Source organism: Glycomyces harbinensis, assembly GCF_900101745.1.
Classification (GTDB): domain Bacteria; phylum Actinomycetota; class Actinomycetes; order Mycobacteriales; family Micromonosporaceae; genus Glycomyces; species Glycomyces harbinensis.
Genome location: NZ_FNAD01000006.1, coordinates 259,601 through 275,114, shown reverse-complemented (window position 1 = coordinate 275,114; position 15,514 = coordinate 259,601). Strand labels below are relative to the sequence as shown.

At 69.9% G+C, this 15,514-nt stretch carries 9 protein-coding genes; 5 read left to right on the top strand and 4 right to left on the bottom strand.

The window, feature by feature from the left end; genetic code table 11:
• Positions 1-2: 2 nt before the first annotated feature.
• Positions 3-1,358 (bottom strand): ABC transporter substrate-binding protein, encoded by a 1,356-nt coding sequence (locus BLQ63_RS12640; RefSeq protein WP_091034722.1) that lies wholly within the window; start codon positions 1,356-1,358, stop codon positions 3-5.
• A gap of 141 nt (positions 1,359-1,499) precedes the next feature.
• Here BLQ63_RS12640 and BLQ63_RS12635 point away from each other — a divergent pair, with 141 nt between their 5' ends.
• Positions 1,500-2,531 (top strand): LacI family DNA-binding transcriptional regulator, encoded by a 1,032-nt coding sequence (locus BLQ63_RS12635; RefSeq protein ID WP_091034719.1) that lies wholly within the window; start codon positions 1,500-1,502, stop codon positions 2,529-2,531.
• Positions 2,532-2,730: 199 nt separating this feature from the next.
• Here BLQ63_RS12635 and BLQ63_RS12630 read toward each other — a convergent pair whose 3' ends face one another.
• Positions 2,731-4,215 carry a ricin-type beta-trefoil lectin domain protein gene (locus BLQ63_RS12630; protein ID WP_091034714.1) on the bottom strand — a complete coding sequence of 495 codons (1,485 nt, stop codon included), beginning with the start codon at positions 4,213-4,215 and terminating at the stop codon, positions 2,731-2,733.
• A gap of 204 nt (positions 4,216-4,419) precedes the next feature.
• On the opposite strand from BLQ63_RS12630, the gene BLQ63_RS12625 reads away from it, so the two are divergent.
• From BLQ63_RS12625 to BLQ63_RS12610, 4 genes are all read left to right on the top strand, one after another.
• A complete protein-coding gene (locus BLQ63_RS12625) occupies positions 4,420-5,448 on the top strand; it encodes a LacI family DNA-binding transcriptional regulator (RefSeq protein WP_091034709.1) in 1,029 nt (342 codons plus the stop codon).
• Positions 5,449-5,663: 215 nt separating this feature from the next.
• Positions 5,664-6,707 carry an ABC transporter permease gene (locus BLQ63_RS12620; protein WP_218125227.1) on the top strand — a complete coding sequence of 348 codons (1,044 nt, stop codon included), beginning with the start codon at positions 5,664-5,666 and terminating at the stop codon, positions 6,705-6,707.
• Between the two features lie 35 nt (positions 6,708-6,742).
• On the top strand, positions 6,743-7,777 hold the full coding sequence (locus BLQ63_RS12615; protein WP_218125226.1) for an ABC transporter substrate-binding protein: 1,035 nt from the start codon (positions 6,743-6,745) through the stop codon (positions 7,775-7,777).
• Positions 7,774-8,613: an ATP-binding cassette domain-containing protein gene (locus BLQ63_RS12610; protein WP_177154907.1), complete on the top strand. Its 840-nt coding sequence runs from the start codon at positions 7,774-7,776 to the stop codon at positions 8,611-8,613. The genes BLQ63_RS12615 and BLQ63_RS12610 overlap by 4 nt, the downstream gene beginning before the upstream one ends.
• A 75-nt stretch (positions 8,614-8,688) precedes the next feature.
• On the opposite strand, the gene lacZ is transcribed toward BLQ63_RS12610, so the two are convergent.
• Positions 8,689-12,450, bottom strand: coding sequence for a beta-galactosidase, LacZ type (gene lacZ / locus BLQ63_RS12605; RefSeq protein WP_091034705.1), 3,762 nt, complete (start codon positions 12,448-12,450; stop codon positions 8,689-8,691).
• 18 nt (positions 12,451-12,468) lie between these two features.
• Positions 12,469-15,318 carry a glycosyl hydrolase family 95 catalytic domain-containing protein gene (locus BLQ63_RS12600; RefSeq protein WP_091034700.1) on the bottom strand — a complete coding sequence of 950 codons (2,850 nt, stop codon included), beginning with the start codon at positions 15,316-15,318 and terminating at the stop codon, positions 12,469-12,471.
• Between the last annotated feature and the right edge of the window lie 196 nt (positions 15,319-15,514).

Here is a 15,514-nt window from a genome sequence, read left to right as displayed (position 1 = left end):
GGCTAGTCTCCGACCTGCGATTCGTAGTCGGCTTGCACCGACTCGAGCAGGCCCTCGGGCGTCTGCTCCCCTGCGACCAGCTTCTGGAGGTTGGGCGTCCAGCTCTGGGCGTAGATCGAGCCGGTGGCGTTGGCGATGAAGTCCATCGCCCCGTTCGCTTCGCTGATGGTCGCGCCCGCTGCGAGCGTCGCGGCGGTCACGGAGCCTTCGGCGACCTCCGGCATGAAACCGTCGGCGGGCCCCATCGGGTGCGAACCGCCGATCTCGACCTCGATGGTCCGTGCCTGCTCGTCGGTCGCCGCCCAGTTCAGGAAGAACGCGGCGCACTCGGCGTGTTCGGCGGTGGCGGCGATCCCGTAGGTGGCCGGAGCCGACATGGCGCCGATCGTGCCGCCGGTCTCGAGCGGAGGCATCAGGAAGAAGCCGGCGCCGCCGGGCATCTGCGTGTCGAGGTTGCCCGATTCCCAGTCCCCGTTGAACATGAACAGCGACTCGCCGTTGACGAACCGGCTCATCATCTGCGAGTAGTCCATCGAGTTGACGTCGTCCGCGAAGTAGCCCTCGTCGATCCAGCCGGCGAGGTGTTCGGCGGCGGCGAGGTTCTCGGGCGTGTCGATGTCGGCGCCGGGCTTCTGGAAGATCCAGTCGTTGACGGCGGCCGTGTCGCCGTAGGAGGCCATGAGCGCCTGCAGCGGGAAGGCGAGTCCTCCGGTCGCCCCGCCGTTGAACTGCGCGATCGGGGTGATGCCGGCGTCGCGGGCGGCGGCGAGGTAGCCGTCGAACTCCTCGAGCGTCGCCGGCGGCTCGGCCATCCCGATCTGCTCGCCGAGCTCCTTGTTGTAGAACACCCCGGTCATCGAATAACCCAGGCCCATCGCATAGAGCGGGCCGTCGCCGCGGCTCCCGTCCTCGTCGACGCGCATCTGCTCGAGCTGCGAGGCGGGCCATGCGTCCCAGCCGAACGCTTCCGCGTAAGGGTCCAGGTCGAGGAGGAGGCCGTCCGATGCCAGTTCGGACATCTGCGGCAGCCGGATGAGATCCGGCGGCGAGTCCTGCAGGGTCCGCGGCGCGTTCTGCGTGATGACGGCGAACTGGTCTTCGCGGATGTCGAACGTGACGTTCGGATACTGGCGCGTGAATTCGTCGGCGAGCGCGCTCGGAAGGGGAAAACCCGTCTCAAAGTACGCGTTGAGAACGACCGCGTCCTCACCGCAGGTGGGATCGCCGGTCAGCGGGGCCGAGGCGTCGTCGGCGCCGTCGCTCCCGGGAGGGGCGCAGGCGGCGAGCCCGATGGCGGCCGAGAAGGCGACTCCTGAGACGACCAGAGCGCGCCGACGGAGCTTCCTGATGCGAGACATCGTTGTCTCCTTTTCCATGGATTGAAGGGGCCGGCGGATGATGCAACCGTCGAGCTAAACCGTGTTAGCAACGACTATACTGCGAGACGAAGCCGGCTTTGTCAACTCCGCGGGGCCCCTCGAAGGACGGAAGGACACCACGTGCATCAGAAGCGAGTCACCCTCGCCGACGTCGCCAAGGCCGCCGGCGTGTCCCGCACGACGGCATCGCTGGTGCTGTCGGATCGCGGCGACGAACTGCGGATCTCCGAGCCCGTCCAGCATCGGGTGCGCCAGGTCGCCGCCGAACTGGCGTACCGCCCCAACGCGGCGTCACAGGTCCTCCGGACCGGCCTCAGCCGCACCTTCGGCTTCATCTCCGACACGGTGGCGACGTCCCAACTCGCGGGCGACATGATCAAGGGCGCGATCGAAGGCGCGCGCCGGCACGACCACATGCTCTTCATAGGTGAATCCGAAGGGTCCGAAGACGAGCAGGCCCGCCTCATCCAGGCCATGGTGGACCGGCAGGTCGACGGGATCGTCATCGCCTCCATGTTCACCCGGGAGCGGCCGGTCCCCAGTGGAGTCGGTCGCCCCCTCGTCTTCCTCAACACCATCCCCACGGACGCCCGCGCCCAAGTCCCCGTCGTCGTACCCGACGAGATCGGCGCGGGCCGGGCGGCCGCGCGCGCACTGCTCGATGCCGGCCACCGGAAGATCCACCTCATCGGGGCCGGCCCCACGCCCGCCGACGTGCCGCCGCTGACCATAGCCGGACAGGAGCGCCTGGAAGGCATCCTCCAAGAACTCGGCGACGCCGGCCTCAAGCCCGCGAGCGGTCGGATGTGCACCATCTGGCTGCCCGAGGACGGCTGGCAGGCGACGACGGCGCTCCTGGAGTCGAATGTCACCGGCGGGGCGATCCTCTGCTTCAACGACCGCCTGGCCCTCGGTGCCTATCAGGCGATCCAGGAAGCCGGCCTCCGTGTGCCCCAAGACTTCTCGGTGGTGTCCTTCGACGACCACCAGCTCGCGAGCTGGCTTCGACCCGGCCTCACCACGGTTGCCCTCCCCCACTACGAGCTCGGCCGAAGGGCCATCGAGGCGCTGCTCGCTCCCGCCGAAACCGCCACCGGGTTCGAGCGCGTGCCGATGCCCCTCCGCGCACGCGGTTCCATCGGCGCGCCCTGATCGAGCTCCTCCACTGCCAAACCGCGGCCGCCTTATCGGCCGCCCGCTTGCACCCGCCTGAGGAACGGTAAGAGGAGAACCATGAAGAAGAAGGCCCCGGTTTCCCGGGGCCTTCCACTTGATGTGCCGTTTTCCTCCCATGTGCCGCGCCCGGTTGAACATCGGTCCTATCGTTCGGCCCTAGTGGGCGAGGAGGTCGTCAGACGGTCCACTGCTGGCTCGCGCTGCCGCGACAGGTGTTGTGCTGCAACCGGGCGCTGTTCGCGGTAGAGGAGCCGGCCACGTCGAGGCACTTGCCGGAATGCCGCGCGACGATCTCGACGTGGCCGCCGCTGACGGCGCGAAGCTGCCACTGCTGGTTGGCGCCGCCGTTGCACGACCAGAGCAGGACTCGGGCGTTGTCGGCCGTTGAGGCGGCGTCGACATCGAGGCATTTGCCCGATGCCGGCGAGACGATCTGGACATGACCGCCGCCGACGTCCTGGAGCAGCCACTGCTGATTGGATCCGCCGTGGCAGTCCCATTGGATGATCTCGGCGCCGTTCGCCGTCGAGGCGCTGACGACGTCCACGCATCTTCCAGAGTTGCGGTTCACGACGTCGGTGGCCTGGCCGCTGCCCACGTCGTCGCCCCAGGCATGTCGCAACCGGTCGGCGCCGGTGCTGTTGCGGATGGTCAGGGACAGGTCGGTGCCGCTGCCTTGGAGGGCGAACATCGAATACCAGTCGTATCCGATGGTGCCGGGTTTGCCTCCGAGCGCCGGCCAGTAGGTCCCGCCCATGCCGTTGTCGCGCATGACGTCGGTGAGGGCGCGGATGTAGCGGACGAAGTTGTCGGTGCTGGCCGCGTCGCTGTAGTTCAGGCCGTTGTTCATCGGCGCGCCGAATTCGGTCGCCACCGCGCGGGAGGCGCAGGCGCCCAGGCGGGTCTCGACATTGCTGCGCCAGCCGGCGTAGGTGTTCTCGCCGTAGAAGAACGCGTAACTGTGGAACGACAGGAGCGTGCCGTTGAAACGGCTGTCGTTGCAGACCGGCCGCAGGTCCTGGCTGAAACCGGTGCCGCCGATAAGGATGCGGCCCTTAGGGATCGAAGGGCGGGCGCTGATCCAGTCGGCGGCAACGTTGAGCCATTCGCCCGCACTGTAGCCGTGCGGTTCGTTCATCGGCTCGAAGTGGACACGGCTGTTGCCGCTGTACTGGGACACCACGGTGTTCCACATGGCGTTGAACGCGCTCATGTCGGTGATCCGGCCGCCAGAGGCGGCGCCGTCCTCCCAGTAGGCGAGGATGACGTTGAAGCCGCGGTCGGTCGCGGCGTCGATCGCGCCCCGGTAGTTGTTCCACCAGGAGGTTCCGACCGTGTGGGTGTTGATCGGCAACCGGATGGTGTTGACGCCGAGAGCGGCCTCCATGTCGTCGTAGAGGGCGTCGGCCTTGGCCCGCACGGTGCTGTAGCTGTCGGAGCTGCTCAGTCCTTGGATGACGAGCGGTCCGGTGCTGAAGTTGTCGCCCAGGACGGCCCAGTTCACTCCGCGGAACTGGCCGGTGTCGGCGTTCGCCGGTGCGGCGCCGGCGAGGACGGTGAGCGGTACCAGGGCGAGTGCCGCCAGAGTGCCGATGACGAGGCGGAGGAGGGACCGCCGCCGCGGGGACGATGCGTTCTTTCGTTGGCTGCCGGGATTCATGAAGTCGACCGATCTCGTGCGACTTTGCACGGATAAGGGTGGGAATGACAGTGATGTTGACGTCAACATCGAGTTGCAGTATGGCATTCGTCACAGATACGGTCAAGATGCGCCTCGTGCTGGCTTCAGCGTGAGCGTCGACGACCCATCGATCTGGGGCAGTGGGAAAGCGGGGAAGCGATGGACGGTGGGGAGACCGGCGGTATGGAGCAGAAGGGCGGTCTGCGCGGAAAGCGCACATCGATCACCGACGTCGCCGCCGCGGCCGGAGTCTCGACGCAGACGGTGTCGCGGGTCGCCAACGGCTTCACCGGAGTACTGCCCGCGACTCGCGAACGCGTACTCGGGACCATGCGCGCGTTGGGGTACCGGCCCAACAGCGCCGCTCGGGCACTGCGGCACGGCCAGTTCAAGACCATCGGCGTCATCCTCTTCAGGCTCAGCGCGACCGGCAAGAGCGAGACGGTCGAGGCGATCACCGCGCAAGCGGCATCCGAGGGCTACACGATCACGCTCATCCCCGTCGACGTCCCCACGCAGCACAACGTGCTGGGGGCCTTCTCGCGGATGAGCGAGCTCGCGGTCGACGCCGTCATCGTCTTCATCGAGAGCGACCTGCCCGACGCGTCGATCGTCGAGCTCCCGCCGGACGTGTACGTCGTGGTCGTGGACTCCGACGCCGGCGACCGGTACCGCACGATCGACTCCGATCAGGACGGCGGCACCCGGAGCGCCGTGGCACACCTCCTCGAGCTGGGCCATCGGACGGTCTGGCATGTGACCGGCCCCGAGGCCTCGTTCGCGAGTCGGCGGCGCACGCGCAGCTGGCGCCTCGCCCTCGAATCGGCGGGCCGTCCCGTTCCGCCGCCGGTCACCGGCGACTGGTCGGCCGCCTCCGGCCATGCCGCCGGACTGGTGCTCGCCGAGAATCCCGACTGCACCGCCGTGTTCGCCGCCAACGACCAGATGGCGCTCGGCCTGCTGCGGGCCTTCCAGGAACGGGGCAGACCCGTCCCCGGCGAGATCAGCGTCGTCGGCTTCGACGACATCCCCGGCGCCGCGTACTTCGCGCCCCCGCTGACCACCGTCCGTCAGGACTTCGCCGAGGTGGGTCGCAGGAGCGCCCGTGCCGTGCTGCGCCAGATCCGCGCCGACGCGGCGGCCCCGCCCGGGACCGACATCGTCCCCACCCGCCTCGTGGTCAGGAACAGCACCGCCGCCCCACCTGCATGAACGCGGAGGAGAACCGAGACCGGAGGGCCGCTGCGGACCCCTCCGAACTCCCCGCGCATGGTCCGATGTATCGCGACGGCCCTGCCCTCGACAACGGGCATCAACGTCTTGTCATGGTGGATACCAGTATGAAATGATGACATTGATGCATGTATACATCTGATCTTTAAGAGGCGAATGCGGCCGCCCGAGGCCAGGAGGAGACAGTGTTCCCCGTGAGTCGTTCCCTCCGCTCCGACCCGCCCGAGACGACCGTGACCGGCATGGAGTCGCCCACCGGACCGCGCGACCGGTTGCGGGCATGGCTTCGGGAGCACCTCTCCTACGCCGTCTCCGAGTTCACGGCGGCGACCGCGCTCGTCGTGCTGTTCATCGCCCTCAGCCTCGCCAGCCCGCACTTCCTCACCGCCGACAACCTGTTCAACATCGGATCCCAGACGGCGGTCATCGCGATCATCGCAGTGGCCCAGACGATGATCATCATCACGAAGGGGATCGACCTGTCGGTCGGCTCCGTCGCCGCGCTGGCCGGGGTCGTCGGCGCCATCGTCGTCCGCGATCTCGGATTCTCCGTGTGGGAGGCGACCGTCGTCGCCATCGGCGTGGGTGCGGCAGCCGGGCTCGTCAACGGCCTGCTCGTGGCGTCGGCGCGGCTCCCGCCCTTCATCGCCACCCTCGGCATGATGTCGGCCGGACGCGGACTGGTCTTCATCATCACCGGCGCGGTGGGCGTCTACAGTCTGCCAGAGTCGTTCCAGCTGCTCGGCAACGGCGAGATCGCGGGCATCCCCTTCGCCATCGTGATCACGGCGGTCGTCGCCCTGGCCGCGGGATTCCTGCTGTCGCAGTCCCGCTTCGGCCAGCACGTCTACGCGATGGGCTCCAACCTGGAAGCGGCCCGCCGTGCGGGCATCCCCGTGCGCCGCAACCTCACCGCGGTGTACGTACTGGCCGGTGCGCTCGTCGGCCTCGGCGGCATGGTCGCGGCCTCGCGGGTGAGCTCGGGCCAGCCGAACTACGGGATCGGCCTCGAGCTGGACGTCATCGCCGCGGCGGTCATCGGCGGCGCCAGCCTCTTCGGCGGCCAGGGTCGCATAGCCGGGACCCTCATCGGCGCGTTCCTCATCGCCTTGGTGCGCAACGGTTCCGTGCTACTGGGCATCAACATCCACTACCAGCAGGTCATCGTGGGCCTCATCATCTGGGCCGCCGTCTACTTCGACCAGTACCGACGCCGACGCCTCGAAGCCCGCGGGTGATCGTCGACCACCGCTCAAGACGGAAGGACAAGACCATGTCCAACAACATGAGGACCCGCAAAGGCCTCGCCGTACTCGCGGCCTGGGCGGCGATGGCCGCCGGCGCCTGCGGCGGCGTGGACGTCCGTGACGAATCCGGCGGCGGCGAGGGCACGACCACCGACGGGCCGCTGGAACTCGCCGTCGTCCCCAAAGCGGTCGGCCACGAGTTCTGGAGCACCGTGCAGGCCGGGGCCGAGTGCGCCGCTGAACTCGCCGGCGACGTCACCGTCGAATGGGACGGCGTGAACGCCGAGACGGATGTGGAGGGGCAGGTCAACCTCATCCAGAACTTCGTCACCCAGAACGTCGACGGCATCGTCTACGCCGCGACGGACTCCGCGGCGCTGGCTCCGGCGACGCAGAACGCGCTCGACTCCGGCGTCCCGGTCGCCATGATCGACTCGGGCACCGATCCGCAGCCCGATGAGGTCCCCCTGTACGCCACGGACAACCGCGCCGGAGCGGCCGAGGCCGCGAATCTGCTCGCGGACGCCCTCGGCGAAGGCGACCACGACGTGGCGCTCATCGAGTTCCAGCCCGGCTCGCAGACGAACACCGAACGGGTCGAGGGCTTCACCGAAGGCCTCTCCCAGCACGGCAACCTGAACCTCGTCGCGCAGCAGCCCAGCCTCAGCGACGTCAACGAGGCCCGCAGAGTCACCGAGGACATCCTCACCGCCAACCCGGACCTGGCGGGCATCTTCGCCGCCAACGAACCCAGTGTCCTCGGCGCCGCGCAGGCCGTGGAGGCGGCCGGGAGAACCGGCGAGGTCGTGATCATCGGATGGGACGCCGCCCCGGACGAGATCGCCGGACTCCGCGACGGCCAGATCGCCGCGCTGGTGGTGCAGAACCCGTTCCGGATGGGCTACTTCGGCGTCCAGAACATGGTGGAGCACCTCCGAGAGGGCACGCCGATGGAGTCGGCCGACACGGGCGTGACGTTCGTGACCCCGGAGAACATCGACTCCGAGGAGGTCAAGGCCGTGCTCGAGCCCAGCTGCGACAACCCGCCGGTGGACCAGTGAGCGCCGCGGACGGCATCGAATCGGCGCAGGGCGCCGCCGATCGGCCGGTGCTGGAGGCGCGCGGGATCGTCAAGCGCTTCGGCCATGTCGAAGCGCTGCGCGGCGCCGACTTCGCCGTCCACCGCGGCGAGGTGGTCGCGCTGATCGGCGACAACGGCGCCGGGAAGAGCACCTTGATCAAGGTGCTCTCCGGCGCCCAGCCGCAGGATGAGGGCGAGATCCTGGTGAACGGGCGCCCTGAGCGTTTCGGCTCCCCGGTGGACGCCCGGCGGGCGGGCGTCGAGACCGTGTACCAGGACCTCTCCGTCGCCGACGACCTCAGTGTCGCCGCCAACCTCTACCTCGGCCGCGAGATCAAGCGCCGCGGCCTCCCGGGCCTGATCGGCCTGCTCGACAAGCGGGCGATGCGGCGCGGCACCGCTGAAGCGCTGGAGCAGCTCGGCGTCCGGGTACCGCGGGTCACCACCCCGATCGCGATGCTGTCGGGCGGGCAGCGGCAGAGCGTCGCCGTCGCCCGGGCCGTCGTCTGGGCGACGAGCGTGGTGATCCTCGACGAGCCCACCGCGGCGCTCGGCGTCGTTCAGACCCGGCGCGTCCTCGACGTCGTCGACCGCGCCCGCGACGCCGGCATGTCGGTCGTGCTGGTCAGCCACAACATGCCGCAGGTCCTGGAGATCGCCGACCGCGTCGAGGTCATGCGGCTGGGCCGGCGCACCGCCCGCTTCCGGGCCGCAGAGGTCACCACCGACGACCTGGTCGCGGCCATGACGGGAGCGCTCGTCACCGAACCGGAGGAAGCGGCCCTGGGCGGACCCTTACGGCGGCCGGTGAACTGAGCGTCTGCTCCGGGGTTTCGCGCAAGTGCCCGGATGCCCCGTGCGGCGCCGAAGACGCCCTCACCGGCCGCCGTGTCAGGCGCGCCGGAGTTCGAAGCGCTGGTTGGCGCCGCCGGTGTAGTTCCATTGGGAGACACGGGCACCGTCGTCGGCGGATTGGCCCCAGACGTCCATGGCCAGGCCGCTGTGGCGGTTGGTCAGGCTGACGGTGCCGTTGCCGTGGTCGACGACCTCCCACTGCTGGCTCGCCGCACCGGAAGTCGGCTGCTGCGTGATGTCGGCGCCCGTGCCGGTACCCGACACCTGGAGCACCAGGCCGGAATGCCGGGCCCGGACACGCCAGAACCCTCCCCCGGCGTCGACGAAGTCGAACTGCTGATTGGCGCCGCTGTTGACCGTCCACTGGACCAGCGCCGCACCGGCGGCGGCGGAGGCGCCGCTGATGTCGGCGGCCTTCCCGCTGTGCTGGGCCACCAGCCGGTAGTAGACGCCCGGCTCCACCGGGCCGCCGCTGCCGCCGCCGGTCTCCGTGGGCCGACGTGACAGCGCCATCGCCTGGTCGACGTCCGGCAGCGGCTTGAGCCGGTAGGTGTACGAGTAGTCGCGGTTCGCGAAGAGCTTGTACTGGTCGAGGGGTTGCGCACCCCAGCTGTTGTCGCCGCCGACGCCCGTCTGCCGGTGGTTCAATCGCAGCACGACCTCCTGGCGGGGCGTCAGCTGGTAGTCGTGGCGGACGCCGCCCGACAGGTCCTCGGGAGTGAAGTGCGAGGCGTTCACCTCGAGCAGCGGCTCACCGGTCGCGAGCAGGCCGCGTCCGGTGCCGTCGACCAGGGCGACCCAGCGGACTTCGGTCTTGTTGCCGTTCTCCTGCGGCCGGAGGTAGCCGGCCCACTGGTCCTCCACGGCGGAGGAGTAGAGGCCGACGTCGGTTCCGGTGCGGCGATCCCAGTGGTTCTCTTCGGGGCCGCGCCCGTAGTAGTGCATCTGATCCAGCGCGGCGGGCAGGACCAGGAACATGCCGACCTCGGGGATGTAGGGCAGGCTCGACGAACCGGGGTGGAGCGTGCCGTCCACTCTGATCTCGCCGTTGCCGTAGACGGTGTACGCCGTGGTGTAGGTCGACTGCGTGCTCGTCGGCAGGGTGCCGGTGACGGTGATCCGCCGGGACCGGTCGGAGGGCCGCGCGACGGCGACGGCGGTGACGGTCCGGTTGCGTCCGGCGGCCCGCCAGGTGCCGTTGCGGTTCGGGTGGCCGTTGCCGCGGTCGTTGTCCGTGGGCGCCCGCCAGAAGTTGGGGACCGGGCCGGAGTTCACCAGTCGCATCCCCATCGCCTCGTACGCGGTGATCTCGCCGGTCGTCTTCGAAATGGTGACGGCGAAGCCGGTGCCGCTGACGGTGATCCGGTCGCCGGTCTCGGCGTCGGTCAGCGTCGGCACGTCAGGGAGCGGGACCGGTTCGACCGGCGGGCTGTCGAAGTCGACCGGGAGCTGCTGCGCGGCCACCTCGTGTCCCGCGTCGGCCCAGGCGGTCGCGGACTTGAGCGTGAACGACAGCTCGAGGAAGTGCTCGGTCCCCGGGGCGATCGGGGCCGGGCGCTGGATCGGCACCCGGATCACCTTGGCGGACAGCGGGGCGATGTCGAGCTGCTGGGCGGTGAGGCCGCCGCTCTGGATCACCTCGCCGTCGGCGATCAGCCTCCAGGAGCCGTCGAACTCGTCCGCGTTGGCGAAGGCGTACTCGTTGGCGATCCGCACGTCCCCGGCGGCGAGGTCGTCCCCGGCGGTCGCGTTGATCGCCTGGTAGACCCGTTTGACCTCGGCGGCCTTGCCGGCCGGCTCGCGATCGGCGGAGACGATGCCGTTGCCGCAGAAGTTGCCGTCGTTGGGATCGTCGCCCCAGTCGCCGCCGTAGGCGAGGTACGTCGCCCCGCCGCCGAGCGGGATCGGCCAGCGCAGGCCCTCGTCGGCGAAGTCCCAGATGTACCCGCCCTGCAGGACCGGGTACTGGCGGATGACATCCCAGTACTCCTTGAAGCCGCCGTTGGAGTTGCCCATCGCGTGGGAGTACTCGACGAGGATGTACGGCCTGGTGTCGCCGGTGTCGAGGGCGCGGTCCCGGATCCCTGCGGCGGTGTTGTACATCTGGGAGCGGATGTCGCTGACCGAGGCCCGGTTGTCGCCCTCGTACTGGACGATCCGGGTCGGGTCGGCCGCTTTGATCCAGTCGCGCATGGCGACGAAGTTGGATCCGCCGCCGGCCTCGTTGCCGAGGGACCACATGACGACCGAGGGGTGGTTCTTGTCCCGGTGGACCATCTGGGCGGCCCGGTCGATGACGGGCGCGGTCCAGGCCGGGTTGGAGGCCGGGTAGTCGTCGCGGACGCCGTGGGTCTCGAGGTTGGCCTCGTCCATGACGTACATGCCGTACTCGTCGGCGAGGTCGTACCAGTCGGGGTGGTTGGGGTAGTGGGAGGTGCGCATGGCGTTGATGTTGAGCCGCTTCATCAGTGCGATGTCGCGGATCATGTCCTCGCGGGTGAGGGCCGCTCCGTGGTCGGGGTCCATCTCGTGCCGGTTGACGCCTCGGAGCGAGACCGGCTTGCCGTTGATCCGCATGAGGCCGCTGCGGATCGCGAACTCACGGAAGCCGACCCGCGCCGAGACGGTCTGGGTGACCGCGCCGGAGGGGTCGCGCAGCCGCAGCACGGCCGTGTAGAGGTTCGGGTGCTCGGCGGACCAGAGCTCGGGGCCGGTGACGGCTTTGGTGCCGCGCGCGGTCGCGTCCTGTCCGACCGGGACGGAGCCGATGGCGACCGTCGTCGTGAGCGGCGCGGACCAGACGGGCCGGTCGTTCGCGTCGTAGAGCTGGGTCTCGACCGTGTAGGTGCCGGACTGCTGGGCGCCCCTGTTGCGGACGGCGACCGCGACGGCCAGGTCGGCGTTCGTGTAGTCGTCGCGCAGGGGCGTGTCGATCTTGAAGTCGCGCAGGTGGACCGCGGGGACGGAGTAGAGGAAGACGGGCCGGAAGATTCCGGAGAGGCGGATCATGTCCTGGTCTTCGAGCCAGTCGCCGTCGGGGAAGCGGTAGACCTCGACGGCGATCAGGTTGGAGCCGGCGCGGAGGTGGTCGGTGACGTCGAATTCGGACGGCGTGTAGGAGCCTTCGCGGTAGCCGACCTTGGTGCCGTTGACCCACAGGTAGAAGCCGGACTTGACGCCTTCGAAGTGGAGGTGGACGCGCCGGCCCTGCCAGGCGGCGGGCAGGTCGAAGGTGCGGCGGTACTGGCCGACCGGGTTGAACCGGGTGGGCGCGAAGGACGGCTGGGCGTTCTCGTGCTGGCCGTTGGCGCCCCACCAGGGGTAGGTGAAGTTCAGGTAGATCGGGAAGTCGTAGCCGGCGAGCTGCCAGTTGGAGGGCACCGGCATGGTGTCCCAGTCGCTGTCGTCGCGGTCGGTGTTCCAGAAGTCGGTGTCGCGGTCGGCGGGCCGTTCGGCGTGCTGGAACCGCCAGTCGCCGTTGAGGTCGAGCCGGTAGGGCGAGTCGGTGCGGTCGGCGTTCAGCGCCTGCTGGAGGTCGGCGTACGGCATGGACGTGGCGTGGGCGGGCTCGGAGCCGACCTGGAAGATCCCGATGTTGTTGTTCCACTCGGGGTAGCCGTTGGGCGGGTCGGTCCACGCGGCCGTGGTGTCGTCGGGTGCGGGGGCGGAGGCCTCTTCGGGTGCCGCCGCCGCGGGCTCGGCCGCCATCGGGATAGTAGCGCTCCCAATGGCGGCGAGGCCGCCTCCCAGGAGGGTGCGGCGGCGCGCTCGCTCGCGCCGGCCGGGTTCGTCTGACATGTCGGTCTCCTCTGAGTTTCAGGCGCGTCGGAGTTCGAAGCGCTGGTTGGCGGTGCCGGTGCGGTTCCATTGGGAGATGCGGGCGCCGTCGGCGGTGGAGGCGCTCCAGACGTCCATGGCCAGGCCGCTGTGGCGGTTGACCAGGCTGACGGTGCCGTTGTGGTCGACGACCTGCCACTGCTGGCTGGTCGCACTGGAGGTCGGCTGCTGGGTGATGTCGGCGCCGGTGCCCGTGCCGGACACCTGGAGCACCAGGCCGGAGTGGCGGGCTCGGATCCGCCAGTACCCGGCGCCGGCGTCGACGAAGTCGAACTGCTGGTTGTTGCCGTTGTTGGTGGGCCACTGGACGAGCGCGGCACCGGCGGCGGTGGAGGCGCCGCTGATGTCGGCGGCCTTGCCGCTGTGCTGGGCCACCAGCCGGTAGTGCACGCCCGGCTCGACCACCGGTGCTTCGCCGAGGGAGGTCGCGCGGTAGGTGCGGGCGGCCCGGCCGTCGAACTCGATCACGTCGACCTCGGGCCGGTCCGGGTCGATGGCCGCGCCGTTCGTCTCGTCCACCAGCTCGTGGTCGCCGGTGAACATCCGGCTGCGGATCCTGACGGCGCCGTCGCGGTCGGGCGTGACGGTGAGCGCGTCGATCGAGCCGCCGCTCCAGGCGGCGCCGACGGTGTACCCGCCGCGGCCGCGCAGGCCCGACACGGACCCGGTCGGCCAGGCGGACGGCAGTGCGGGCAGCAGGTGCAGCTCGCCGCTGTGGCTCTGGAGCAGCATCTCGGCGATACCGGAGGTCGCGCCGAAGTTGCCGTCGATCTGGAACGGCGGGTGCAGGTCGAACATGTTGGGCGCGAGCCGCTCCGGCGTCACCAGCTGGCGGATGAGGTCGTGCGCCCTGGTGCCTTCCTCCATCCGCGCCCAGTAGTTGATCTTCCAGGCCAGCGACCAGCCGGTCCCCGCGTCGCCGCGCAGCTCCAGGGTCCGGCGGGCGGCCTCGAACAGCTGCGGCGTGCCGCGCTTGGTGATCTGGCTGCTCGGGTGCAGGCCGTAGAGGTGCGAGATGTGCCGATGCTGCGTGTCGGTCTCGATCCAGTCGTGGAGGTACTCCATGATGTTGCCGCGCGAGCCGATCCGCATCGGGGCCAGCCGGTCCCGGGCCGACAGGACCCGGTCGCGGAAGTCCGCGTCGACGCCGAGGGCCTCGGCGGCGCCGGCGCAGCCCTCGAAGAGGTCCCGCAGGATCTGGTTGTCCATGGTGGGTCCGGCGCACACGGTGGCGTCGTTGTGGTGGAGCAGCTCCGGCGAGTTCGACGGGTTGGTCACCAGCCAGCCCAGGTTCGGCTCCTCGACCAGGGTGTCCAGGAAGAACTGCGCCGCGCCCTTCATCGCGGGGTAGTTCGCCTCCAGGAAGCCGCGGTCGCCGGTGAACCGGTAGTGGTCCCAGATCATGGTCGCCAGCCACGCCCCGCCGGTCTGCCACATGCCCCACCGGGCGTCGTCGACCACTGAGGACCCGCGCCAGCCGTCGGTGTTGTGGTGCGCGACCCAGCCGCCGGCGCCGTACTGGACGTCGGCGGTGCGGGCGCCGGTGACGGTGAGGTCGTCGATCATGTCGAACACCGGCTCGAAGCACTCGGACAGGTTCGTCGAGTCGGCCGGCCAGTAGTTCATGGGCAGGTTGGCGTTGAGCGTGTACTTCGACTCCCACGCCGGGGCCGTCGACTCGTTCCAGATGCCCTGGAGGTTGGCCGGCTGCGAGCCGGGCCGCGACGAGGAGATCAGCAGGTACCGGCCGTACTGGAACAGCAGGGCCGCGAACTGCGGATCGCCGCCCGAGCCGTGCTGCGCGATGCGGGTGTCGGTCGGCTGGTCGGCCGCGGCGGTCCGGCCGAGGTCGATGACGGTGCGGTCGAACAGCTCCCGGTAGTCGGACACGTGCCGCGACCGGAGGTCGTCGTAGGAGGTGTTCGTCGCGGCGTCGAGGTGGCTCCAGGCGATCCCCTGGTAGTCGCCGTTCACGTCCTGGTAGTCGACGTAGCTCGTCCCGATCGAGATCAGCAGCGTCACCGCGTCGGCGCCGGACACCTGAAGCGTGCCGCCGGAGGAGCCGGTGCTCCCGCCTTGGACGACGGCCCGCGCCAGCGCGAGGAACCTGACCGAGCCGGCGATGCCCCGGTGGTCGCCGGATCTGCCGTCGAGGGCGATGGTCCGCGCGTCGGGGCTGGACTTCGACGCGCGCTGCGGGGTGGTGAACGAGGCGGTGAACGAGATGCGGCCCGAAGCGCCGGCGGTGAGGCGCACGGCGATGACCTGGTCGGGGGCCGAGGCGATGACCTCGCGCTGGTGGCGCACGCCGTTGGCGAGGTAGCCGACGCCGGCGGCGGCGGTGGTCAGGTCGAGCCACCGCTCGTACTCAGAGGCCGCGCCGACGCCGGAGAAGGCCAGGTTGAGGTCGCCGACGGGCTGGTAGGCGAGCTGGCCCGCGGGGCTGCCGAGCATGGCCTGGTTGATGAGGTTCTGGGCCTGGCCCCACTGGTCGGCGAAGACCAGCTGCCGGATCTGCTGGAGTGCGTCGGCTCCGGCCGGGTTGGCGTAGTCGTGCGGGCCGCCCGCCCAGACGGTGTCCTCGTTGAGCTGCAATCGCTCCGAAGCGCTGTTGCCGAACACCATCGCGCCGAGGCGGCCGTTGCCGACGGGGAGGGCGCGCAGCCAGTCGGTGCCCGCCGGCTCGTCGTACCACAGTGCCAGGTCGCCCGCGGCCCGCACCGCCGAGGGCGCCGCCGAGGCCGCTTGCACCGGCCCCCACTGGAGCGGTGCCCCGAGGGCGCTCGCCGCTCCGTACTTGATCACTTGCCTTCGCCGCAGTGCTGCCATGTCGATCCTCCGGGAGACGACCGCGAACGCGGTCAGAGCTTGGATGGGGAGAGTGGTCGGGGGAGCCCCGGCCCCGGCTCGAGTGCCGGGGCTCCCTTGCTCTCGCTCGCGCACGGCGTCAGCGGGAGCTGAGCCTCCCGGCGCGACCGTCGCCGGTCCGCCGCTCGGCGTTCTTGATGGGTCGGGTCATCGTTCG